At 68.7% G+C, this 23,248-nt stretch carries 20 protein-coding genes; 7 read left to right on the top strand and 13 right to left on the bottom strand.

Features of this window, described 5'->3' with window-relative positions:
• Positions 1-31: 31 nt before the first annotated feature.
• From ABZ348_RS01255 to ABZ348_RS01215, 9 genes are all read right to left on the bottom strand, one after another.
• A complete protein-coding gene (locus ABZ348_RS01255) occupies positions 32-1,567 on the bottom strand; it encodes a long-chain fatty acid--CoA ligase (protein WP_358928073.1) in 1,536 nt (511 codons plus the stop codon).
• Positions 1,568-1,688: 121 nt separating this feature from the next.
• On the bottom strand, positions 1,689-2,492 hold the full coding sequence (locus ABZ348_RS01250; protein ID WP_358928071.1) for an SDR family oxidoreductase: 804 nt from the start codon (positions 2,490-2,492) through the stop codon (positions 1,689-1,691).
• A 39-nt stretch (positions 2,493-2,531) separates the two neighbouring features.
• The gene (locus ABZ348_RS01245) at positions 2,532-2,927 is read right to left on the bottom strand and encodes a MaoC/PaaZ C-terminal domain-containing protein (protein ID WP_358928069.1); all 396 of its coding nucleotides are present in this window, start codon (positions 2,925-2,927) and stop codon (positions 2,532-2,534) included.
• A complete protein-coding gene (locus ABZ348_RS01240; protein ID WP_358928067.1) occupies positions 2,924-3,388 on the bottom strand; it encodes a MaoC family dehydratase N-terminal domain-containing protein in 465 nt (154 codons plus the stop codon). The genes ABZ348_RS01245 and ABZ348_RS01240 overlap by 4 nt, the downstream gene beginning before the upstream one ends.
• A gap of 2 nt (positions 3,389-3,390) precedes the next feature.
• Positions 3,391-4,578 carry a lipid-transfer protein gene (locus tag ABZ348_RS01235; protein WP_358928065.1) on the bottom strand — a complete coding sequence of 396 codons (1,188 nt, stop codon included), beginning with the start codon at positions 4,576-4,578 and terminating at the stop codon, positions 3,391-3,393.
• A 480-nt stretch (positions 4,579-5,058) separates the two neighbouring features.
• Positions 5,059-5,688, bottom strand: a complete 630-nt coding sequence (locus ABZ348_RS01230) for a TetR family transcriptional regulator (protein ID WP_358928063.1) — start codon at positions 5,686-5,688, stop codon at positions 5,059-5,061.
• A 26-nt stretch (positions 5,689-5,714) separates the two neighbouring features.
• Positions 5,715-6,473 carry an SDR family oxidoreductase gene (locus tag ABZ348_RS01225; protein ID WP_358928061.1) on the bottom strand — a complete coding sequence of 253 codons (759 nt, stop codon included), beginning with the start codon at positions 6,471-6,473 and terminating at the stop codon, positions 5,715-5,717.
• A gap of 153 nt (positions 6,474-6,626) precedes the next feature.
• Complete coding sequence (locus ABZ348_RS01220; RefSeq protein ID WP_358928059.1) at positions 6,627-7,772, bottom strand: acyl-CoA dehydrogenase family protein; 1,146 nt, start codon at positions 7,770-7,772, stop codon at positions 6,627-6,629.
• Positions 7,773-7,920: 148 nt separating this feature from the next.
• Positions 7,921-9,825: a hypothetical protein gene (locus ABZ348_RS01215; RefSeq protein ID WP_358928057.1), complete on the bottom strand. Its 1,905-nt coding sequence runs from the start codon at positions 9,823-9,825 to the stop codon at positions 7,921-7,923.
• A 163-nt stretch (positions 9,826-9,988) separates the two neighbouring features.
• Between ABZ348_RS01215 and ABZ348_RS01210 the strand changes: the two genes are divergently transcribed.
• Positions 9,989-10,546, top strand: a complete 558-nt coding sequence (locus tag ABZ348_RS01210) for a TetR/AcrR family transcriptional regulator (RefSeq protein WP_358928055.1) — start codon at positions 9,989-9,991, stop codon at positions 10,544-10,546.
• Between the two features lie 156 nt (positions 10,547-10,702).
• On the opposite strand, the gene ABZ348_RS01205 is transcribed toward ABZ348_RS01210, so the two are convergent.
• The gene (locus ABZ348_RS01205; RefSeq protein WP_358928053.1) at positions 10,703-11,875 is read right to left on the bottom strand and encodes a TetR family transcriptional regulator; all 1,173 of its coding nucleotides are present in this window, start codon (positions 11,873-11,875) and stop codon (positions 10,703-10,705) included.
• A gap of 503 nt (positions 11,876-12,378) precedes the next feature.
• On the opposite strand from ABZ348_RS01205, the gene ABZ348_RS01200 reads away from it, so the two are divergent.
• Positions 12,379-13,719 carry an MFS transporter gene (locus ABZ348_RS01200; RefSeq protein WP_358928051.1) on the top strand — a complete coding sequence of 447 codons (1,341 nt, stop codon included), beginning with the start codon at positions 12,379-12,381 and terminating at the stop codon, positions 13,717-13,719.
• 130 nt (positions 13,720-13,849) lie between these two features.
• Here the strand turns inward: ABZ348_RS01200 and ABZ348_RS01195 are convergent, their stop codons facing one another.
• Together ABZ348_RS01195 and ABZ348_RS01190 are read right to left on the bottom strand one after the other, a co-directional pair.
• Positions 13,850-15,787 (bottom strand): alkyl sulfatase dimerization domain-containing protein, encoded by a 1,938-nt coding sequence (locus ABZ348_RS01195; RefSeq protein WP_358928049.1) that lies wholly within the window; start codon positions 15,785-15,787, stop codon positions 13,850-13,852.
• Positions 15,788-16,062: 275 nt separating this feature from the next.
• Positions 16,063-17,103 (bottom strand): AraC family transcriptional regulator, encoded by a 1,041-nt coding sequence (locus tag ABZ348_RS01190; protein ID WP_358928047.1) that lies wholly within the window; start codon positions 17,101-17,103, stop codon positions 16,063-16,065.
• 115 nt (positions 17,104-17,218) lie between these two features.
• Here ABZ348_RS01190 and ABZ348_RS01185 point away from each other — a divergent pair, with 115 nt between their 5' ends.
• Genes ABZ348_RS01185 through ABZ348_RS01170 form a run of 4 tightly spaced genes read left to right on the top strand, consistent with a single transcriptional unit; the run spans position 17,219 to position 20,722 of the window.
• Positions 17,219-17,788, top strand: a complete 570-nt coding sequence (locus ABZ348_RS01185; RefSeq protein ID WP_358928045.1) for a 2,4'-dihydroxyacetophenone dioxygenase family protein — start codon at positions 17,219-17,221, stop codon at positions 17,786-17,788.
• A gap of 10 nt (positions 17,789-17,798) precedes the next feature.
• Entirely contained in the window at positions 17,799-19,409 is a 1,611-nt protein-coding gene (locus ABZ348_RS01180; protein WP_358928043.1) for a thiamine pyrophosphate-binding protein, read from the top strand.
• Positions 19,410-19,424: 15 nt separating this feature from the next.
• Positions 19,425-19,931 carry an acyl-CoA thioesterase gene (locus tag ABZ348_RS01175; protein ID WP_358928041.1) on the top strand — a complete coding sequence of 169 codons (507 nt, stop codon included), beginning with the start codon at positions 19,425-19,427 and terminating at the stop codon, positions 19,929-19,931.
• A gap of 17 nt (positions 19,932-19,948) precedes the next feature.
• Positions 19,949-20,722, top strand: a complete 774-nt coding sequence (locus ABZ348_RS01170) for an SDR family NAD(P)-dependent oxidoreductase (RefSeq protein ID WP_358928039.1) — start codon at positions 19,949-19,951, stop codon at positions 20,720-20,722.
• A 30-nt stretch (positions 20,723-20,752) separates the two neighbouring features.
• On the opposite strand, the gene ABZ348_RS01165 is transcribed toward ABZ348_RS01170, so the two are convergent.
• On the bottom strand, positions 20,753-21,724 hold the full coding sequence (locus ABZ348_RS01165) for an acyl-CoA thioesterase domain-containing protein (RefSeq protein WP_358928037.1): 972 nt from the start codon (positions 21,722-21,724) through the stop codon (positions 20,753-20,755).
• 302 nt (positions 21,725-22,026) lie between these two features.
• On the opposite strand from ABZ348_RS01165, the gene ABZ348_RS01160 reads away from it, so the two are divergent.
• Positions 22,027-23,217 (top strand): lipid-transfer protein, encoded by a 1,191-nt coding sequence (locus ABZ348_RS01160; protein WP_358928035.1) that lies wholly within the window; start codon positions 22,027-22,029, stop codon positions 23,215-23,217.
• Positions 23,218-23,248: the final 31 nt, after the last annotated feature.

The following is a 23,248-nucleotide window of genomic DNA, read 5'->3' as shown; positions in this document are numbered from 1 at the left end:
CGTCTCGTTCCTCTGCGGGTGTGGCTGGGATTCAGGGCATGTCGGGGCGCGCGGAGTCGCGCAGGACGCGCTTGAGGATCTTTCCGGCGGCGGACGTGGGCAGGCTCTCGACGAACTCGACCGAGCGGGGCGTCTTGTATCCGGCGATCAAGGATTTGGAGTGGGCCTGGATCTCCTCCACGGTCGCCGTACGCCCCGGCTTGAGGACGACGACGGCATGGACGCGTTCGCCCCAGCGGTCGTCGGGGAGTCCGACGACCGCGCACGAGGCGACGGCTGGATGGGAGGCGAGGGCGTTCTCGACCTCGGCGGAGTAGACGTTCTCCCCGCCGGTGATGATCATGTCTTTGATGCGGTCGACCACATAGAGGTAGCCGTCCTCGTCGATGCGGCCGGCGTCTCCCGTGTGCATCCAGCCCTCGCGCAGCGCTTGGGCGGTCTCCTGCGGCTTGCCCCAGTAGCCGAGCATCACGTGGTCGCCTCGGGTGGCGATCTCGCCGACCTCGTCGGGGGGCAACGGCGAACCGTCCGGGCCCAGGACGGCGATCTCGACGGTGGGGGTGGCACGGCCGGTGGAACGCAACCTGGGTCCGCCGGCCCGGTGTTCCGCACGGCCGAGCACGGTGAGCACGCCCGTTTCGGTCATACCGTAGCCCTGGGTGAACCCGGCCCCGGGGAAGGTCTCCATCGCCTGACGGAGCAGTGCGTCGGAGCTCGCCGTACCGCCGTAGGTGATGCTGCGCAGCGAGGACACATCGTGGTCGGCGAGGGTGGGGTGGTCGCAGACCAACTGGACCATGAGGGGCACCAGGATGCACGTGGTGACGCGGTGGCGCTGTACGGCGTCGAGGAAGTGGGCGGGGGTGAAGGCGGGGAGGAACACCACTGTCCCGCCCATGAGCAGTTGGGCGTACCAACTACAGAAGGCGGCGATGTGGAACAGCGGGGCGGTGACCAGGGTGACGCCGCCGTGGTCGACGTTGCGCATGGCCAGCATGGAGCCGTGGAGCGAAGCGGACAGTCCGCGGTGGCTGACCATCACCCCCTTGGGCAGCCCCGTGGTGCCGCCCGTGTAGAGAAGCAGGGCGAGCGTGTCACCGCCGTGCCGCCCGTCGGGTACGGGTTCGAAGGAGCGGACCAGTTCCTCGTAGGACACTGTGCCCTCGGGGGCGGGGCCGTCGCCGCAGTGGACGACGGTGCGCAGGCCGGGGCAGCGCTCACGCAGTTCGGGGACGACGGCTGCGAAGGCGTCGTCGACCAGGAGGACTTCGGTTCCGGAGTCGCCCACGGCATAGGCGATCTCTGCGGGGGACCAGCGGACGTTGATCGGGTGGGCAGCTGCGCCGATCCACCAGGTCGCGAGGAAGTACTCGTGGACCCGGTCGGAATTGAGCGCGAGCATCCCCACCCGGTCACCCTCCACGACGCCGAGGCTCCGCAGGGCGGCGGCCAGTCGGGCGACCCGGTCTGCGATCTGCCCGGTGGTCCTGACCCGTTCGCCGCACACGGTCATCGGCGCGTCGGGGCGTTGCTGAAGTGCTCTGTGCAGGGGTTGGGTGAGGTACACGTCATCCTCCAGTGACGACCCGGCGGCGTCGGCGGGTCACGGTTGCGGAGCACGGGGGTGTGGGGAGGGAACCGTCCGGCCGCCGTGGGACGGACGGGCGGGGGTGGGGTGGTGGGCGAGCTCAGCGCTGGCCGGCGTCGACGGTCAGGCACTGCCCGGAGACGTAGTTCGACTCCTGGGTGCACAACAGGTAGACGGCCCCCGCTGCCTCGTCGGGGGTGCCGGGACGGCCGAGCGGAATCGTGCGGGAGAGGGTTTCGGCGAGCTGCGGGTTGATGCCGACCTGGAGCTTGCGCCCCTCGATCTCGACGAAGGCCCGGTCGTCGGCGGTGGCCTCCGTCATGCGGGTGAGGATCCATCCGTAGGCGACGGCGTTGACGTTGACCTTGTAGCGGCCCCACTCCTTGGCCATGGTCTTGGTGAGGCCGATGACGCCCGCCTTGGCGGAGGAGTAGTTGGCCTGGCCGGGGTTGCCGGCGACGCCGGAGGTGGAGGAGATGTTGACGACCTTGCGGTGGTGGTCGACGGGGTTGTTGCGGAAGTAGGGCTGGGCTGCGCGCAGGATGCGGAAGGGTGCTTTGAGGTGGACGTCGAGGATGGCGTCCCACTGTTCGTCGGTCATCTTTTGGATGACTGTGTCCCAGGTGTATCCGGCGTTGTTGACGATGATGTCGAGACCGCCGAAGGAGTCGACGGCGGTGGCGACGAAGCGCTCGGCGAAGTCGTCCTCGGTGACCGAGCCGGGACAGACGACTGCTCGCCCGCCGGCTGCCTCGATGTCGGCTGCGGTCTCCTCGGCAGGTCCGCGGTCGAGGTCGTTGACCACGACCGAGGCGCCTTCGGAGGCGAGCTTGAGGGCGATGGCGCGTCCGATGCCACGGCCGGAGCCGGAGACGATGGCGACTTTGCCGTCCAGGGTTCCCATGGTTGCGAGGTCCTCACGTACGGGTTCGGTGGGTGCTGTTCAGTCGGCGGAGACGACGGCGGAGCCCCGCAGGGTCACCGTGCCGTCGGGCAGGCTCATGGTCAGGTCGAGATGGGCAAGGCCGTCCTCGACCTTGACGACGGTGCCCCGGCAGACCGGTGTCGAGTTCACCGGTGTGATCGCGGCGAAGCGGACCCGGTACGAGCGGATGCGTTCCTGCGGCACCCAGCCGGTCAGCAGCCGGCCGAGGTGCGCCATGGAGAGCATTCCGTGGGCGAAGACGTCGGGGATGCCCACGGCCTTGCAGGCGTCGATGTCGATGTGAGCCGGGTTGTGGTCGCCGGAGGCGCCGGCGTAGAGGGCGAGCGACGTCCGGGTGATCTTCGGGATGTCCAGTTCATGGGTGTCACCGGGGGACAGGCGCGGGGCGCTCATGCGGTGTGCTCCTTGCCGGTCGTTCTGCGGATGACGGCCGACGCGGTCAGTCGCGCGACGAGTTCGCCGTCGCGGGTCACGTCCGTGTCGCGCACCAGGAACTGGAGCGCGCCGCCCTTCTTCTCGTAGATGTCGGAGATGCGGGTCGAGTACGTGAGCGTGTCGCCGGCGTACGCCTGTGCGAAGTACTCGAATCCCTGCTCGCCGTGGAGGACGGTGACGGGGTCGATGCCCAGTTCTTCCAGGTAGTCGAAGGGGTTCGGCACCTCCATGCCCAGGCAGAACAGGAACGTCGGGGGGACGGGGAGGTCGCGGTGGCCGGCGGCCCTGGCCGCGTCCAGGTCGTGGTGGACGGGGTCGGTCTGGCCGGTGGCCTTGGCGAAGAAGCGCAGACGGCCCCGTTCGACGTCAACGACCAACTCGGGTGACGTGGTGCCGATGAGGGATCGGTCCAGGGGCATGATCAGGAGACCTTCTCGTAGAGGGTGACGACGCCGACGCCGCCGAGGCCGAGGTTGTGTTGCAGGGCGAGCGTCACACCGTCGACCTGTCGTGCCTCGGCTTCGCCGCGCAGTTGCCACACCAACTCGGCGCACTGGGCGAGGCCGGTGGCGCCGAGCGGGTGCCCCTTGGACATCAGACCGCCCGATGTGCCGACGACGACCCGGCCGCCGTAGGTGTTGTCCCCGTCGGCGACGAACTTCTCCGAGCCGCCGTCCTCGCACAGCCCCAGCGCCTCGTAGGTGAGGACCTCGTTGACGGTGAAGCAGTCGTGGAGTTCGACGACCTTGATGTCACGGGGGTCCACGCCTGCGCTCTCGTAGACCTGCTGGGCGGCCGAACGGGTCAGTCCCGCGCCCACCAGTTCGATCATGCTCTTCTCGTCGAACGTGCCGGGGCGGTCGGAGCTCATCGCCTGGGCCTTGATCGCCACGTCGGTGCGCAGCCCGTGGCGTCGCGCGAACGCATCGCTGCACACGATCGCCGCTGCCGCGCCGCAGGTGGGTGGGCACGCCTGGAGACGGGTCACGGGGCCGAAGATGTGCGGCGAGTCCATGACCTCCGCTTCCGTGATCGGGTCACGGAAGACGGAGTAAGGGTTGTTGGCCGCGTGGGTACGGGACTTGACGGCGACCTTGGCGAACAGCCGCGGGTCCACGCCGTACTTCTCGACGTACTCCGCGCCCGCGCCGCCGAACAGCTGGGCGGCCCGTGGCAGCGTGTCGTCGATCCCGTGCAGTTCGTCCAGCAGTTCATTGAAGCGGGCGGTGGGGCTCGGCCGGTCGTTCCAGTGGGTGGTGAGCGCTCCGCGCTGCATCTGCTCGAAGCCGACGGCGAGTGCGCACTCCACCGCTCCGGACTCCACGGCCTGACGGGCCAGCCATAGGGCGGAGGAGCCGGTGGCGCAGTTGTTGTTCACGTTGACGACGGGTATTCCGGTCATGCCGACGCGGTAGAGCGCGGCCTGACCGCTGGTGGAGTCGCCGTACACGTATCCGGCGTACGCCTGCTGCACCTGGTCGTAGGGGACCTGGGCGTCCTCCAGTGCCGCGCGGATCGCACGGGCGCCCATCACGTCGTAGGGGTCACTGCGACCCGGTTTGGTGAACGGGATCATCCCGACACCGGCCACGAGGACTCGGCGGCTCATCGTACCTCCAAGGCTGGTTAAGTGATGTGAATGCTCATTTAGTTTTTTAGGGAATCCCCTTGGTGTCAAGGGTGTGAGGCGAATAGATCACGCGATAGAAGATTTGAAAGTGTGAGGCTTTCCGGCGCTGTGCAGACGGGCATCGCCCTCGGCACCCGGGGCGATCCACCGGCCGCGGGGCATGGCGGACCGCTGCCGCAGCGAGGACCGCCGGGCAGGATCCATCAGGACGTCACGAGGAGGCCGACGCCTCGGGCGACGGGTCGGTGATCGGGCAGCAACGACCCGGCGTCGAAAGGGCCCGCACGGCTCCCCCACCCGGTGCGAGGGGTTCGGGGATCGCCGCGGGTGGGGTGGAGGGCTCGATCACCCGGATGCATGTGCATGGGGCACGGTCGTGGACCGGGCCCGCGCACCACGGGGCGAAGCCGGGCACGCCTCCTCCACGGGCCACGGACCACGGGGGACGCGCCCCACGGCTCAGGGAGAAGAGGGAACCGGGCCGTCGACGCCGAGCAGGGTGAGGGCCACGCCCGCGTACGTGCGGCCGATCCCGACGGGCGTGCGCGTACCGCCGGGGGTGAACCACCGGCTCACGTCGATGCCGAGGGACAGGATCACCAGGGTCGTGTCATCGGCGTCCTCGGTGTGGAAGACCCCCGATTCCACCCCCGCCCGCACCTCCCGCCCGAACAGCTCCTCCGTCCGGGAGCGCAGTTCGACGACCACCGCCCGGTACTCGGGCAGCAGTGAACGGAGTTCGTACTGCACGACGCGGGCCAGGAGGTGGTGTCTGGCGTGCCAGGCGGCGTAGTCGTGCACCAGGGAGCGCAGTCGGGCGACCGGAGTGGTCTCGGCCTCCAGCGCCCGTTCGCACACGGCCAGGACGTGTCGGTGGCCGGCCTCGCTGATGGCGAAGAGCAGGTCGGCCTTGGTGCGGTGGTGCGCGTACACGGCTGCGGAGCTCATGCCGGCTGCCGCGGCGATGTCGCGCGTCGAGGCTCCGTGGTAGCCGCGGTCGGCGAAGGCGGAGAGTGCCGCCTCCAGGATTCTGCGGTGCCCCGGGGCGGTGCCTGACCAGGGGTCGTCCGGGTCGATGGTCGCTGTCACCCCTCCATTGTCCCGGGCGCCGCCGGTCAGGTGACAGTGAGCCCACCGTCGACGGTGAGGGTCGAGCCGGTGACGTATCCGGAGGCGTCGGATGCGAGGAAGAGGACGGCGGCGGCCAGTTCCTCGGCCTCACCGACGCGCGGGATCGGGATGCGGCTGACGATTCCGTCGACATAGCCGTCCTCCTGTCGGGCGGTCATCTCGGAGGCGAAGTAGCCGGGAGCGACGGCGTTCACGCGAATTCCCTTCCGGCCGCTCCACTGCGCTGCGAGATCGCGCGTCAGACCGAGCAGCCCGGCCTTGGACGAGGCGTACGCCGCCTGGGGCAACCCGGTGGAGACGAGGCCCAGCACGCTGGACACATTGACGATCGAGCCGCCCCGGGGCATCACGGCGGCGGTCGCCTGAGCCATCCAGTAGGCGCCGAAGAGGTTGACGTCCAGCACACCGCGGAACTGTTCGGGGGTCTCGCGGCTGGCCGGTACGGCCTCGGCGACGCCCGCGTTGTTCACCAGGACGCCGACCCGGCCGATGCCCGCGGCGGCTTCGGCGACGGCCCGGCAGTCCGCGGGGGCGGAGACGTCCGCGCGGACGCACAGGGCGCGGCGGCCCGCACGTTCCACCAGTTCGGCGGTGGCGGCCAGCTGTGCCGTGCGGCGGGCGGCGAGCACCACGTCCGCGCCGGCCTCGGCGAGCGCTTGGGCGATGGCGACGCCGAGGCCCGAGGAGGCACCGGTGACGATGGCGACCCGCCCGTCCAGTCGAAAACGATCCAGGACGCTCACAAGATGACTCCAGGGTGTGCGGGGATGTTCGGGGTCCGGCGGGGAAGGGCGGACGAACGGTGCGCAGGACGGCGGGCGGACGATCGGTGGCGCAGGGAGTCACCGATCCGGCGGGAGCGCGCCGCAGGCTCACCGCGTGCGCAGGCCGGGACCTCAGAGGCCGAGGTCACGGCCGATGAGTTCCTTCATGATCTCGTTGGAACCGGCCCAGATCTTTGTCACCCGCGCGTCCTGCCAGGCGCGGGCGACGCGGTACTCGTTCATATAGCCGTAGCCGCCGTGCAGTTGGACACAGGCGTCGATGACATCGTTCTGCACCTGGGCCGACCACCATTTGGCCTTGGCCGAGTCCACCGCGTCGAGCTCACCCACCACGTGCGCCGCCACGCACTGGTCGACGAAAGCCTGGGTGACCTGGACGGACGTCACCAGCTCGGCGAGCCGGAACTTGTTGTACTGGAAGGAGCCCACCGGCTGGCCGAAGGCCCGACGCTCCTTGGCGTAGTCGATCGTCTCGGCCAGGATCTGTGCCGCGTGCGCGACATTGGTCACCGCAGCACCGAGCCGCTCCTGGGGGAGGCGCTCCATCATGTGGGCGAAGCCGCGCCCCACCTCGCCGATGACGTTCGCGGCGGGAACGCGCACCTCGCTGAAGAACAGCTCCGCCGTGTCCGCCTCATGCTGCCCGACCTTGTCCAGTTTCCGTCCCCGTTCAAAACCGGGCATATCCGTTTCCACGGCGAACAGGGTGATGCCCTTGGCCCGCTGGCCGGGGCCGGTACGGGCGGCGACCACCACCAGATCCGCCCCGAAGCCGTTGGTGATGAAGGTCTTGGAGCCGGTGAGGATCCAGTCCGAGCCATCCGGGACCGCCGTCGTGCGCAGTGCCGCGAGGTCGGAGCCCGCGGCGGGCTCGGTCATGCCGATCGCCGAGAGCAACGTCCCGGAGCAGAAGCGCGGCAACCAGCGCTCGCGCTGCTCAGGGGTGGTCAACTCCACCAGATAGGGCGCCACCACCTCGGAGTGGATGGTGAAGGAGGAGGCGAACGCCACGGAGAGCCGGGCCAGCTCCTCGCTCCACACGGCGCTGAAGCGGTAGTCCCCGGCCCCGCTGCCGCCGTACTCCTCCGGCACGAGCAGCCCGAGCAACCCCTGCTCGCCCGCCTTCAACCAGACCGAGCGATCGATGGAGCGTTGCTGGATGAAGCGTTCCTGGCGAGGGCGCAGTTCCCGGTCGACGAACTGCCGCACGGCAGCGCGGAAGCTTTCGTGGTCGTCGCCGAACAGCGTGCGTCGCATCAGTCCTCCCAAAGGGCCGACGATTGAACTAAGCGATCGCATAGTTACTATGCGATCGCTTAGTCTGCATTCGGTGCTTCGACTCGTCAAGGCCCTCCCGAGCCGGTGACCCGCGGTTCTTCGATCGGGGGCGTCCGGGTGCCCGCGGCTACTTCAGCACGGTCAGGTCCCAGCCCCCGCTCTCCCGGCTGCGGTTGGCCAGGTTCGCGAAGGTGGCACTTCCCGTGAACAGCTTGCCCTTGTCCTCGAAGGGCACCCAGAAGCGGACGCCATGGGCGAGACGGTTGCCGTACCCGTCCAGGTTGAAGGGCGTGGCGGCCCTGTTCGGATCGGTCATGCGCCAGGTGTCGGCGCCGCCGTACACGGCGCTGACGGAGTTCACCACCGGCTTGAGCAGCTCGGCGGTGACGTCGGACACGCCGAAGAGCGCCGGGTCCTTCATCAGTTCGGCGTGCTCGGGGAGGAAGTTGCTGAAGTCGCCCGTGCCCAGGTAGAGCTGGTCGTTGAACACGGTCATCTGCCAGGAGTAGTTGTTCCACCGGTTGCCGAACCCGGAGGGCCCGAACCGCGGTGTCTGGTTGAGCTTGTTCTTCTTGTGCACCCAGGTCTTGGTCGCCGTGTCGTACACCGGCACGGTCCGGTCGCCGTAGAGCAGGGACACCTTCTGGTTCGCCTTGCCGGGATCGGTCATCTCGAAGAGTTGGAGGCCCCGCTCTGCGTTCACATAGGTGTTCAAGCGGCCGATCTCGGTCTTCGGCTTGCCGTAGTACGCCCAGGCGTTGACGGTGTTGTACGTCGGGTAGTACATCGTGCTGAAGTAGAGCTTGCCCCGCCACGAGGTGAGGGCGCCGAACATGCCCGCCTGGGCGATGACCGGGTCCGGCTCGTACTGGCTGAGCTGGAAGATCGGCTTCCATTTGGTGGCGTGGGTGTGGGTGAGGCCGCCCCGCGCCGGCAGCGCGGGGCTGATGAACATCTCGGGTGAGCCGCCGACGGCCTGGCCCGGGCGGAACGTCGACCAGTTCGCCGTGACGATGCGGCCGTCGTGGCCGGTGATGTACGCGGGCTCGTGCGGGAGGCCACCCGCGACGACCTCGAACCGGAACGGATCGGCCTTGTCGCCGGTCCACTTCAGGACCACGCCACCCGCCCCGAAGGTGCCGCCCGTGGCCCGCGCGCCCACGTACAGTTCGCCGCGGATCACGACGCCCGTACGCATGTTGGAGTACTCGGGCAGGAGCTTCTCGCCGATGAACCTGCCCGTGCTCGCCTCGTAGGCCAGCACGTTCAGCCCTGACACGCCCCCGGCCGGGGTCAGCCGCGGCCCGGCTAGCAGGACGACGTCATCGTGGTAAGCCTGGCCGCGGACGCCCATCATCGACCGCATGCCGGGAGCCTGTTCGGGGGTGGGGGTGATGTCCTCGGTCTTCTCGGTATCGGCGTTGACGCGGTAGACGTGCGGCGCGCGCCAGTCACCCCAGTTGCCCCCGAACAGCGGTGCACTCGGGCCCTGGGAGCCCTCGCACACCAGGTTCTTCGTCTTCAGGCCCGGGCTGTACGGGCCGAGGAGGCCCGGACCGCCGCAGGTGAGGTTGGCCGACGTGCCGAAGAAGACGTGGTCGCCGCCCCGGACCCCGCCGTGTGCGTACGCCTGGTTGCGCTTGGGGAGGAAGCCGCTCGGACAACTCCCGTCAGCGCCCGGGGCGGGGCGCGGACCGCCGACGCTCCCGAAGCACTCGTCGACCGGGGCCTTGGCCACCTTGGCCGTCACCGTCCCGCCCTTGCGGACCGTCGGTGGGGTCTTGGGTGTCAGCGCCTTGATGATGGGGGCGAGTTGTCCGGCCGTGCGCTGCACTTCGGCCTTCGGTGCCCGGTGCTTGGCGGCGACCCGCGCGACGTCGTCCGACGTGGGCTGGAGCGAAGTGGCGGCAGGGGCGGGCGGTGGTGTCGGCGGTACGGCGAACGCCGACGGCACGAGCATCAGCGCTCCGGCCGTGGAGGCGGCGATCAGCAGGGCACTGCGTGTGCGGGCACGAGTGGAGGACGGGGGCATCGCTGATTCCTTGTCGTGAAGGATGCGGAGAGGGCTCCTCTGGGCGTCGAACCCGGAGCGTGGTCACGACGTTACGCAGACTTGCACGAATCGTGCAAGTGCTCGTTTCGTGCAACTCTCCCGATCGTGCGCCCCGTTCGGTGACTCCGTAAACTCCCTGGCCATGAGACACGGGCCCCTGCGTGTCGACGCTCAGCGGACCGTCGACTCCCTCCTGGAAACGGCGCGCGTACTGCTTCGCGACGATCCGAAGACTCCGCTCGCCGACATCGCCGAGCGGGCGAACGTCCACCGCACGACCCTCGGCCGTTACTTCCCCAGCCGTGAAGCGCTCGTCGAGGAACTCCTCCAGAAGTCGCTTGAGGCGATCGAACGCCGGATGGCGCAGATCGACACGGCCACCGGCGACCCGCTCGAAGCGCTCCAACAGGCGACACTGGCCTGGATCCGCGAATCCGCCCACTGGCGGGCCAGCCGCTACGCCCCGCTCGGTGCCGTACCCGACAGGGGAGAGGCGCCCGCACTGATCAAGGCGCGGATCACCGAACTGATCGAGCGCGGGCAGCACGAGGGTGCGATCCGCACCGATCTCCCGCCCGAAACCCTGTACTTCACCTGGGGCAGCCTCACCATGGCCTTCAACGCTCTGGCCCCGGACGTTGCGCAGGAAGAGGTCGCCAACAGCATCCTGACCCTGCTCCGCACACCGTCCGCACGGTGATCCGGCTCAGCCGCACGGGCGGGTGAGGGGCATCCGGAACAGGCTGGTCATCGGTGAGACCGGCACGAACGCCGATGCCCTCCCGGTCGCGGACAGCGCTCCTCGCCCTGTCCTCCCCGGCCGCGCTCGTCACGGCCACTCATATGCGGGCGCGGCCTATTCCGTACGGGTCAGCACCGCCATGCCGAGGTCCATCAGGCGTTGGGAGAGATCGGGCCAGGGGTCGATGCGGCCGACCCTGATGGTGAAGTAGATCATTCCGTGGACCGCATGGATGATGATCTTGAGTTCGGCCGGTTCGCGATCGGGCAGGACCGAGCCCAGGGCCTGGACCCACACATCGAGGTAGTCGGCCTGGAGCCGACGCAGCGCGGTGCGCTCCTTGTCGGGCAACTGGTCCCGCTCATTGGACAGGATGCCCATGAGATGGGTCTGTTCGAGCGATACGGAGATGTGGGCGCGCAGGAGCAGTTCCAATGCTTCCGAGGGGTCGGAGGCATTGGCGAGCGCCGTCTCCACGGACGTCCTGATCCGCTCGCCGCCGCGGTTCACGGCGGCCACCAGCAGATCGGTCTTGCGCGGGAAGTGTCGGTACACGCCGGAGGCGACGATGCCCCCCGCCTCGCCGATGTCCGCCATGGTGACAGACTGGAAACCCCGCTCGTCGAACAGCCGGATCGCCTCGGTCAGCAGTTGCTCTCGCCGGGGTATCCGCAACCCGGGAGAACCGAGTGAACCCGCTACCGCCCCCGGGGGCCGGGAGGGGGGCTCAACTGCCGTGCGTACGGGGACGTGTGCGGCAGCGGTGGCGATGTGGAGCATCAACTGCTCGTGGCGGCGCCTCGGCAGTGCGATGCGATGCCGGACACGGCTGCCCAGAGCGCCGAGCACGGCCCGGGCGATGAGCTGGGCTTCGGGTTCCGCCAGCTCGGGCCGCTCCTCGCGCAGCAGGGGGACGAGGTGCGCGACGACGTCGATCTCGTGCTGCCGGATCGCCGCGCGCTGCTCGTCCTCCAGATTGCGGGCCTCGCGTTCCCAGACGGCGAGCACCCCGCGAGGCCCGGTGACCAAGGAGGCCAGCGAGCTCAGTGCCGCCTCCAGCCCGTCTGCGTCACTGATCAGGGCGTCGACCGTGTCGAGGCTGTCCAGAACCGTGTGCAGCAGCAGGTCCTGCTTGTTGCGGTAGTGGTGGTAGAGCGCGGACGCGGTGATACCGAGGGCGTCGGCCACATCGGTCACGGACACGTTGTGGTAGCCCTGCTGGAGAAAGAGGTCGGCAGCCGCGGCGCGGATCAGGGCCTTGCGGTTGGGCGGTCTGCGCGATGCCACGTCCGTCGTCCTTCTGTTGTCCGCGGCGGTACGTCGACTTCCGCGCGGCCCCGGGCCGCTCACCGCACCCCGTCAGGATATCCGACGGGCCTCGCGCGCCTCGGCCCGTGGGGGCGTGTGCCGGTGGCTCCCCGCCGACGTTCGATCGACGGGCCCTGTCGATCGGGTGGGCGCGTTGGTGCAGCGCTCGCGGAGTGCTGCACCAACGCGGAGTCGCGGCCGAAGCCTGCCACACGGGGAACGTCGGGCGTGGCCTCACCACGCGTCTCAGGTTCCGTGACGGGGCCGTTCGCCCCCGTGTGCCGTCCGGGGAACTGTGTTGAGCTGCGGCGCTGTGCCCGGATTCGAACTTCCACGATCGTTCTAACTAAAAATTGATTCACATTGTTTTGCTTCTCGAAATCATAAATCCGCTGTTCGAAGGGTTGTGGCTGAAAACATCTGAATGCTTCACTGCGAATAACTTGCTCCAGGCAGTGTGCCTTCACCACCCAGGGAGTCTCATGACCATCGATCACGACAGGGCGGAGGCCGCCCCGTCGAAGGGCGGCAGAGCCGGGGCGCGAGTGTCCGGAGGGCGCCAGGCATGGCTCATCACCGGATTCCTCACCCTCCTCCTCGTCATCAACTACGTGGACAAGATCGTCACCAACATCGCCGGGCCCGACATCATCGCGGACCTCGGGCTGACCAAGTCGGAGTTCGGCGTCGTCCAGTCCAGCTTCTTCTGGCTCTACGCGGTGGGCGGCATCCTCGGCGGCTGGCTCATGGCACGGATCCGCCCCACCCGACTCCTCTTCGGCGTGGTGGTGGTCTGGGCGTTCAGCCTGCTGCCCCTGGCCTGGCCCGTGGGCTTCGCCACCCTGGTCGGCTGTCGCATACTGCTCGGTCTCGCCGAAGGGCCGACGACCGCACTGACCATGCACATCGCCCACACGTGGTTCCCACCGGAGAAGCGGGCACTGCCCAGTTCGGTCCTGATCGCGGGCACGAGCATAGGACCGGTGATCGGTGCTCCCACACTGACGTGGATCGTCACCGCCTACGACTGGCACACCGCGTTCGCCGTGTTGGCGGTGGTCGGCTTCGTCGTCGCCGTGCTGTGGCTGCTCGTCGGCAGGGAGGGGCCCGAATCGCCCGTCAAAGCCCACGGGGCCGCCACCACGTCGATCGAACTCCCCGAAAGGGCCCCGCTCCTGAAGGTGTTCGGCACGGGCACGATGATCGGCCTCACCACACTGATCCTCTCCGCCTACGCAGCTGTGGCGGTCAAGGTGACCTGGCTGAAGCTGTATCTCCAAGACGGTCTCGGCTACACGTCCCAGGCTGCCGGAAATCTCGTGGCCCTGCCCTATCTGGGCTCCGCCATAGCCCTGGTCAGCGTTGGGTTCGTGTCTGCCGCCCTCACCCGGCGGGGTGTGAGCAGCCGGCTCGCCCGCGGTGTCCTGGGCGCCTCGCTGGTCCTGGGGTCGGGCCTGGCCATGCTCGCCTTCGCACCGCTGGAGGCAGGTGCTCCACACATGGCACTGCTCATCCTGAGCGCCTGCCTCAACTCGGCCGGTCTGGGCATCGTCTTCGCCGCGATCAGCGATGTTGCACCACCCGGACAGCGCGGCATCGTCCTGGCCATCGTGAGTGCCGTGTTCAGCCTGGGTGGTGTCATCACACCGCTGGTGCTCGGCCGGGTCGTCGACGCCGCCGCAACTCCGGCCGACGGTTACACCACGAGCTTCGTCATCGTGGCGGTCACCATGGTCATCGGCGCGATCGTCGCACTGCTGACGGTCAACCCCGAGCGGGACGCCCGCAAACTGGCCGCCCTGCGCACCGAACCCACCGCCTGACGCGCATCGGTACGCCGTGCCGGCAGGGGCGCAGGGTGCGCCGGCCGGCACGGCGTCCGTTGTCACGCGACCGGAACGAGAGACCCCGCACCCACGACGTATCGGGGGAAGTGGGGCTCGTTCGCCCGGATCAGGGCGTGACGATGGGAAACCAGAACGGAAAGTCGTCCAGCAGGTCGAAGAGGTGGGCGAGTTTCGCTTCCTCGCCCTCGATGCGTACCCGGCCGGCCGCGATCTCCGACACCAGGTCCGAGCCGCCGAAGAGGAGTCTTTGAAAGGCCGCGCGATCCCAGACGACGGTGGCGTCGACCGCCGGGAGGGTCTTGTCCGCGGTGTAGACGAGGGTTCCGTTGCTGAGCCGGACCGCGAAACAGGTCTGCGTGCCATCGCCCTCTTCGAAGATCCAGTTGAACCGGTCGGTCCGGTCCCACGCCCGGGGGCCGTTCAGGCGGATGCCGGCGTAGTCGAGCAGCATGTCCAGGGTCATGGCGCCGAGCATGTCGGGAGTCGCCAGGTTGACTGCGCCCAGATCGCGTACGCCCTGGCGGAGTTCGAGCGCGCCCATGAGGTACTCGTTGCGCCACACTGCGCTCTCGGACTGGTAGCCGAGCTGTTCGAGGACGTCGGCCTGTAGGTGGCGGGCTTCGTCGTGGTCCGGCTCCGCGAAGACCAGATGGGTGAGGAGTTCGGCGGCCCAGCGGTACTCGCCTCCCGTGACCGCTGCACGCGCCGTGGCCAGCAGTGCTTCCGAGCCGCCCATCGCCTCGACATAGCGAGGAGCCGACTGTTGTGCGGGCAGCGGGTGCAGATGCGCGGGATGGCTGTCGTACCAGCCGAGGTAGCGTTGGTAGACCGCCTTGGCGTTGTGATTGACCGTCCCGTAGAAGCCCCGGCAATGCCACTCGTTCTCCAGGGCGGGCGGGAGCCTCAACTCCTCGGCTATCTCGTCCATGGTCTGGCCGTGGTTGGCCAACCTCAGTGACTGGTCGTGCAGATACTTGTAGAGGTCGCGCTGCTGCTCCAGGAAGGTGATGACATCGGCGTTGCCCCAACGGGGCCAATGGTGCTGCGCGATGATCACATCGGTGTCGGCGCCAAAGAGCTCGATCGATTCGTCGAGCTTCTTCCACCAACTCGCGGCGTCACGGACCTCAGCACCGCGCAGGGTGTAGATGTTGTGCATCGTGTGCACCGCGTCCTCGGCGGAGCAGAACATGCGCAGACCCGGAAAGTGGATCATGAACTCAGACGGTGCCTCGGTGCCGTTGGCCATCTGGAAGACCATCTCGACACCATCGACGGTGCGCCGCTCGCCGGTGGTGTGGACGGTGTCGGTCGGCGGGATCAGCGTGAAGGTGCCGCCGTGTGCGGGCGTCGCCGTCAGCCCGGCGCTGACCTGGCCCCGAGGACCACGGCCCAGCACCGGGCCGTACATGTACACGGCGCGGCGGGCCATGGCATTGCCGGCGTAGATGTTCTCGGACACCGCCTCCTTGAGGAAGCCGTCCGGGGCGATCACCGCCACCCGCCCCGCCTTGACGTCCGCTTCGTCGATCACGCCCTTGACGCCGCCGAAGTGGTCGCCGTGGCTGTGGGTGTAGATGACCGCGACGACCGGCCGGTGCGGTCGGTGTTCGAAGTACAGATCGAGGGCGGCCCTGGCGGTCTCGGCGTAGATCAGCGGATCGATGACGATCAGCCCGGTGTCGCCCTCGACGACCGTCATGTTGGCCTGGTCGAAGCCCCGGACCTGGTAGACGCGGTCGATCACGCGGTACAGGCCGTGGTGGGCGGCAAGTTTCGCATGGCGCCACAGGCTGGGGTTGACCGTGGCCGGTGCCTCGTCGGGCTGGAGGAACTCATAGGCCGACAGGTCGATCATCGCGCGGCCGTCCGCGCGCCGGATGACCGGCGGTTGCAGTGTGCCGATGAACCCGAAGGCCGCGTCGTCGACGTCACGACGGTCGGAGAAGGGGAGCCGGGCGGCGATCTCGCGCTGTGCTGTCTCGGTGGCTTCGGTGGCCGGTTGGGGCGCGCCGGTGGTGTGGGACCTTGCGGGCTTGTGCATGGATCACCTTCGGGATGTACGGGCACGGGTGAGCTCCGTGGGGAGCGGCGCGCGTCGATCGGCGGCCGACGGGGTGCGTCGGCCGCGGTCCGGCGAGCAGGCCGTCCGGAAGGACCGTCCGGGAGCTCATGGGCTCACAACTGTCAGTCGAGGACGCGAAAGGGTCTTGATTCAGCCTGAGCGCCCCATAGTGCATCTCGCTGATGCCTCTGCACAAGAGCCGCTGTACAGGGGATTCTCATGGTGAACAGAATTTCTGTTCACATACTTCGAGATCAGTCTCCGGGCGTGGTGCCGGCGTCCCCGGACCTCCCTCGTCGACGCAGCTCCCGTCGGTGGGCCGATGGCGCGGCGGCGAACCATCGGTGGCAGGCGCGGGTCAGAACGCTCTGCTCGCTGTAGCCGAGGAGGCCCGAGAGCTGGCTGAGCGGCATGTCGGTGTCACGGAGGTAGCGCTCGGCCTCTTCGCGTCTGAGCGCGTCCACCATCGCCTCGAACGTGGTGCCCTCCGCCGCCAGTTGCCGTTGCAGTGTCCTCGGATGCATGGAGAGCTGTCCGGCGACCAGCTCCAGATCGAGACCGCCGGTGGGCAGCAGCCGACGAACGAGGGCGTCCGCCGTCGTGGCGACCGTGGCACCGGTCGGTGGTGCGATGGACCTCAAGTACTCCCGTACGACGTCGTGCACGGCCTCGTGCGAGACCAGGGGGCGGCGCAGCTGCGACCGGCGGAGGCGGAAACCGCTGAAGGGCTCCGCGAACCGGACCGGGCAGCCGAAGTACGCGGTGTACTGAGCGGCGGGTGCGAGGGCGTCGTGCGGCAGATGGACCGAGACCGGTGTGAAGCCACTTCCGAGGATCAGCCGGAACATCCGCAGTGACGTTCCCAGTGACAGTTCGGTCACCTGCTGGTGGGGCGGCAGCCGCTTGAGCTCGATCCGGAACTCGTACCGCGCATAGCGCGTCCCCGGGCAGGAGTTGATCGTGCCCTTGATCGCCGGACTGTAGACCGCGAGGTACTGGCCCACGGCCCGGAACGCCTCGGCGGAGCTCGGGGCGGTCAACGCCGCCACCCCGACCGGCCCCAGGATCTCAATGCCTTGGCGCAGGGCGAGCCGCAACCCGAAGTCGCCCGTCCCCGTGGTCCGTGCGGCCGACTCCACGGCGGTGACCAGTGCCCGGTAGCGGATGAACGTGCCCGGGTCGCCCACCGCATCGCGCGGTACGCCCGCGGCGTCCAACAACGGCCCAGGATCGGCGCCCAGTGTGCTCACGAGCTCCGGAAAACCCTGGAGCGAGGTGCCGCGGATCAGTGACATGTCGCCCAGGATCAAAAAGCTTGTCGTCTGGTGTCAAGTCATGGAGCGCGGGTGGCGCGCAGCATGGGAAGCGCGCCGTGCGGAGCGCGGCCCCGATGCCCCAGGGAGAACACCTGTGTCTGCACCACCGAAACCCGCCATCGCGATGACGTCCAGCGGGGCCCGGCTGCCGATCCTCGGCCTCCCCCAGGGTGAGCTGCTGACCCTCAACGTCAACGAAGTGCCGTTCGTCGAGAGCACCCTAGGCCCCGGCACCAGCGTGCAACTGCTCCGCCTCGATCTGGAGGCCGGGCGCTGGGTGGTCGTGGTCACCATGGCCCCCGGTGCCGAGGTGCCCATCCACTACCACACCGGCACCGCCGAGGTGTTCACCCTCAAGGGCCGGTGGATCTACCGTGAGTACCCGGACCAGCCGCAGACCGCGGGTTCGTACCTCTTCGAGCCCGGCGGCTCGGTGCACACCCTCCGGGTGCCGGCGGACAACACCGAGGACACCGTGATGCTGGTGATGGTCACCGGTGCCAACATCAACTTCACCGAGGACGGCCAGTTCCACTCGGTCATCGACGCCGTCAGCCTTCAGTACCTGCTGGAGAAGTTCGCCCGGAAGCAGGGCGTCGAGCTGCGCTACCTGGGGGCCGGAGCCGCCGGCTTCGTCGGGTCGGAGCAGCCGTGCACGCGGTAGTGATCCCCGGATGAAGGTCTATCAGGAAGTCGCCGCCGGTCTGCTCGAACGAGGGGTGGACACCGTGTTCGGGCTGATGGGCGATGCCAACATGCGGTACCTCTGCGCGTACACCGAGGCCGGCGGGCGCTTCGTACCCGTCGTCCACGAGGGCGGTGCGGTGGGAATGGCGGACGGTTGGTCCCGCATGACCGGCAGGGTGGGAGTCGCATCGGTCACGCATGGACCGGCGGTCTCCAACACACTGACCCCGTTGATCGAGGCCGTCCGCAGCCGGAGCCGGGTACTCCTGCTCACGGGGGACACCCCAGCGGAGCCGACGCACTTCCAGCGGCTCGACCTCGCAGCGGTGGCCGCCACGGCGGGTGCGGGGTACGAGAAGGTCCACCGTCCCGCGACAGTGCTGCGCGATCTCGATCGAGCCCTGCGCCGTGTCGTGGCCGAGGACCGCCCCGTCCTCCTCGACCTGCCGATCGGCCTGGTCGGCAAGGACGCCGGTCCCCGCCCACCCTTGACCGTGCCCCTGCCGCGTCACGCGGGCATGGCCACCGAGGACCGCCTCGACGCCGCACTCGGTCTGATCGCCGGTGCCCGCCGCCCGATCGTCCTCGCCGGACGTGGTGCGGTTTTGGCCGGTGCACATGGTGAACTCGTCGCGCTCGCCGATCTGGTGGCCGCACCGCTGGCCACCACCGTGCTGGCCAAGGACTGGTTCCGCGGCCACCCGAGCGACCTCGGCATCTTCGGCAGCCTCTCCCACAGCGCGGCGACGGCGGCCATTGCCGATGCCGACTGCGTCATCGCCTTCGGCGCCAGCCTGAACTCCGTCACTGCCATGCACGGCGAACTGCTGAACGGCAAGAGGATCGTTCAGGTGGACGCCGACCCCGGCGCCTTCGGCTGGTACACCCCGGTCGACGAGGCCGTGCCCGGAGACGCCCGGGCAGTGGCGGCTGCCATGGCTGCCGCACTGCGGGAGGCCGGCCACCGTGCTGCGCGCGGCTGGCTGGAGAAGGTGCAGGCCGCGCTCGGGGAACACCGGCTCGCGGATGACTTCCGGGACCGTTCGGCCGTCGACACCATCGACGTCAGAACCGCAACGATCCGCCTCGATGAGGTGCTACCGGACCGGCGGGTCGTGGTCAGTGATATCGGCCGCTTCGCCGTCGGCGTATGGCCCTACCTCCGAGTGGTCCACCCCGGGGACTTCATATCCATGGGCGGGTTCGGTTCGATCGGCCTGGGACTGGCCGGTGCCATCGGCGCAGCCGTCGCCCGATCCGACGACCTGACCGTCGCCGTCGTCGGGGACGGCGGCTTCATGATGAACATGGCGGAGTTCACCACCGCGGTCCGGGAGGAACTGCCGCTGCTGGTGGTCGTCCTCAACGACGGCGCCTACGGCGCCGAGCACTACAAACTGGTCCACTTCGGCGTCGACCCGGACCACTCGTTGACCGCCTGGCCCGAACTGGTCCCGCTCGCGGTGGCGATGGGCGCGGACGGCAGGACCGTACGGACGCTGTCGGACCTCGACGCCCTGAAAGACATCGTCGACGGACTCGAAGGTCCGTTCCTGCTGGACGTGAAGCTCGATCCGCACGTCAACGTCATGGCTTGAGAGAAGGGAGCGGCAGTGACCACCGACCTCAGTGTCGAACTGGACGTCCGGGTCTCCGACCTTGGGCCGAGCGGCCACCTCAGCAATGTGGCCTCCATGCGCCTGCTGGACGAGGCTCGCAGCCGGCTGTTCGGGGTGAACCTGCCGGCACTCGGACTGAACGAAGGCGGCCTCCTCGACGTCCTGGACGGACGTGCCCGCATGGTGATCGGTCGCCATCTCGTCGAGTTCCGACGTGAAGTGTGGCACCCGGTCACGTCCTTGACGATCCGCATGTGGATCCCAACGCTCGGCCGCAGCAGCCTGGCGCTGGCAGCCGCCGTGTACGAGGACGGCATCGCCGAGCCCGCCGTCGTCGCACAGTCCCAGGCGGTGCTGGTGGCGAGCGACACAGGCCGGCCCTGGCCGATGGACACAACGGCCAGGGAACTGTTCGGACGGTACTGCGGCCCGCGGCCCGTCTTCCGTGACCTGGGCGCGGCCGACCCCAGAACCGGCGACCACGCCGGCCAGGACCTCTGAGACGGAGAGCCAGACCCATGCATCGCACATCCGCGCACCCCACCGAGTTCACCGGACGGGCCGCCCTCGTCACGGGCTCGGCCTCCGGAATCGGCCTCGCCGTGGCCCGTCGCCTGGCGGCGGGTGGTGCGGACGTGGCCGTCGCCGACATCAACGAGAAGGGCGCGCGGTCCGTCGCCCACGAACTACGAGAGGCGTACGGCACGCGCGCCGTTGCAGTCGGCCTCGACGTGACCGATCCGGCATCCGTCGAGACCGCCGTACGGACCACCGTGGACGAGCTCGGCGCCCTGGATCTGGCGGTCAACAACGCCGGTATCGGAGGACCGGTCGCACCGCTCCACCACTACCCGTTGGACGAGTGGCGACGCGTCATCGACACCAACCTCGACGGCGTCTTTCACTCGTTGCGGTACGAGTTGCCCGCGATGCTCGCAGCCGGCGGCGGTGCGATTGTCAACATGGGCTCCAGTTGCTCCACGAACGGCTTTCCGGGCGTCGCAGCGTACGCCGCGGCCAAGCACGGCGTCATCGGGCTGACCAAGACCGCGGCACTGGAGTACGCGGCGCGTGGGGTCCGGATCAATGCCATCGTGCCGGGCTTCATCGAGACCCCCCTCCTGGCCGACGCGAGTGACGCGGAACGAGCACACCTGGTGGGCCTGCACCCGGCCGGCCGTCTCGGCACGGCGGATGAGGTGGCGGAAATGGCGGCGTTCCTGCTCTCCGAGCGGTCCTCCTTCGTGAATGGCAGCTACCACCTGGTGGACGGTGCCTACTCCGCCCAGTGAGAACGGATCGCGCTGCACGGGCGCAACCGTTCAGGGGCCGTCTGTGGAGGGTCCGACGCCGGAGGCGGGCCCTGTACTCCCGGCGGGGCCGGACGATGTCGGGCGCTTGGTCCGGATGACCGTCTCCTGGACGACGGTGGCTATCAGTCGGCCCGCCGGATCCCACACATCGGCCATGGCCAGTCCCCGGCCATCCGCATGGGTGGGGCTGCGCTGGGCGAAGAGCATCCACTCGTCGGCCCGGAAGGGGCGGTGGTACCAGATGGCATGGTCGAGCGAGGTGAGGAAGACCGAGGAGGACGCGCCGCGCAGCATGGCAGGCGGCTCGATCGCCAGCGCCACCGTCGGGGCGAGCCACAGGTCCGATGCGTAGGCGAGGGCACAGGCATGGAGATGTGGGTCGTCGGGCAGGGGATCGGCGGCCCGAACCCACAACTTCTGCTCCGTCTGGCCCGGTTCGGTGTGTTCCCCGGGGACGGGGAGGTAGCGCAGATCGAGGACCCGGTGGAACGCGGATTTCGCGTGGTGCTCCGGGTCCGTCCCGGCCCAGATCCCACTGAGGTCCGGCAGTTCTTCGGGACGGGGAGTGGTGGGCATCAGCCGCTGCCGGTCGCCGCCGGGTTCGGCGCGCTTGAAGGAGGCGGAGAGGGCGAAGATCGTTTCGCCCTGCTGCCGTGCGGTGACCCGTCGCGAGAGGTAGGAGCCGCCGTCGCGCAGTCGTTCGACCTCGTAGGCGATCGGCCGTCGGGTGTCGCCGGCGCGCAGGAAGTAGCCGTGCAGAGAGTGTGCGTTCCGGCCGTCGGGCACGGTCCGCGCGGCGGCCGTCAGCGCCTGGGCCGCGACCTGGCCGCCGAAGGCGCGCAAGGGCAAGCCGTCGTGACACACGCCCTCGAAGTGGTCCTCGCCGAACTGGTCCAGGCTCAGTCGGCCCACGAGGTCCATCGCGTCCGAGGACGGCGTCCCCACTGATTCACCGGGATTCGGGCTGGTGTGACCGGTCATGTCCGGGCGTCCTTTCCACTGCCTGACGTGCGGTGCGTCGCGGGGCGGGCGATTCGGTGATCGGGTGCGCCGCGTGGCGCGGAGGGTGCCCGAGCGGTCGACGCCACAGCGGGACACGCGGAGCCATGAACACGCGGAGCCATGAACACGCGGACACGCCTTGAAGTACTCCACAGCTGCATCACTCAATCAATCTTGCATCTCGACTCATGCGTAGTACAAGGGCTTGACAGTAGGCATGTTGGCTCACAAACTAAAAATCCATTCACGCAAATTCACGCAATTGTCCATGGAGGGCAGCGATGGGTCGTCGAGTGCTCGTGGCTGGTGTCGGGATGATCCCGTTCGCCAAGCCGGGTAAGAGCGACACGTACAACGTCATGGGGGAGCGCGCGATACGTGCCGCTCTCCAGGACGCCGGGATCGACTACGGCCTCGTCCAGCAGGCATACGCCGGCTACGTCTACGGCGACTCCACCAGCGGGCAGGCCGCGCTCTACAGCGTGGGCATCACCGGCATTCCGGTCGTCAACGTCAACAACAACTGCGCCACCGGTTCCACCGCCCTATGGCTCGCCAAGCAGGCAGTGGAGGCGGGCATCGTCGAATGCGCGATCGCCGTCGGTTTCGAGCAGATGCGACCGGGAGCCCTGGTCAAGCATTGGGTCGGCGACCGTCCCAGCCCCACCGCCCGCTTCGACGCCGTCCTCGACGAACTCCACGGCATCGACGAGTCCCTGCCGCGCGCCGCGCAACTGTTCGGGGGCGCTGGCATCGAGTACGTGGAGAAGTACGGCGCCGACCCCTCGTTCTTCGCCAAGATCGCGGTCAAGTCCCGTACCCACGCCGCCAACAACCCCTACTCCGTCTTCCGCACCCCGATCACCGAGCAGGAGGTGCTGGACTCGCCGCACATCTTCGGCCCGGTCACCCGCCTTCAGGCGTGCCCCCCGACCTGTGGCGCGGGAGCGGCGATCCTCTGCTCCGAGGAGTTCGCCCGCAGGCACGGGCTGACCCCGGAGGTCGCGATCAAGGCCCAGGCGTTTGTCTCCGACGAGGACGCCACGTTCGAAACGAAGAGCATGATCGAGCTGGTGGGCGCCGGGATGACCCGGCGCGCAGCCCGAGCCGTGTACGAGACCGCGGGCGTCGATCCCCGTGACATCAAGGTCGTCGAACTGCACGACTGCTTCACCGTCAACGAGGCCATCACCTACGAGGCGCTGGGGCTCTGCGAGGAGGGCGGCGCGGAGAAGTTCGTGAACGAGGGCCAGAACACCTACGGGGGCCAGGTCGTCGTCGGAACCTCCGGCGGGCTGATGTCCAAGGGACACCCCCTGGGCGCCACCGGTCTCGCGCAGTGCACCGAGCTCGTCTGGCAACTGCGCGGCAAGGCGGAGGGTCGCCAGGTCGAGGGCGTCGACCTCGCGCTTCAGCACAACCTGGGCCTCGGTGGCGTCGGCGTCGTCACCCTCTACGAAAAGCTCTCCTGACGCCTTATCGGCCCGCCCCAGAACACACCGA

This window comes from Streptomyces sp. NPDC005963 (assembly GCF_040638655.1).
Taxonomy (GTDB): Bacteria; Actinomycetota; Actinomycetes; order Streptomycetales; family Streptomycetaceae; genus Streptomyces.
The sequence above is the reverse complement of the archived record's forward strand: the minus strand, read 5'-3'. Positions and strand labels throughout refer to the sequence as shown.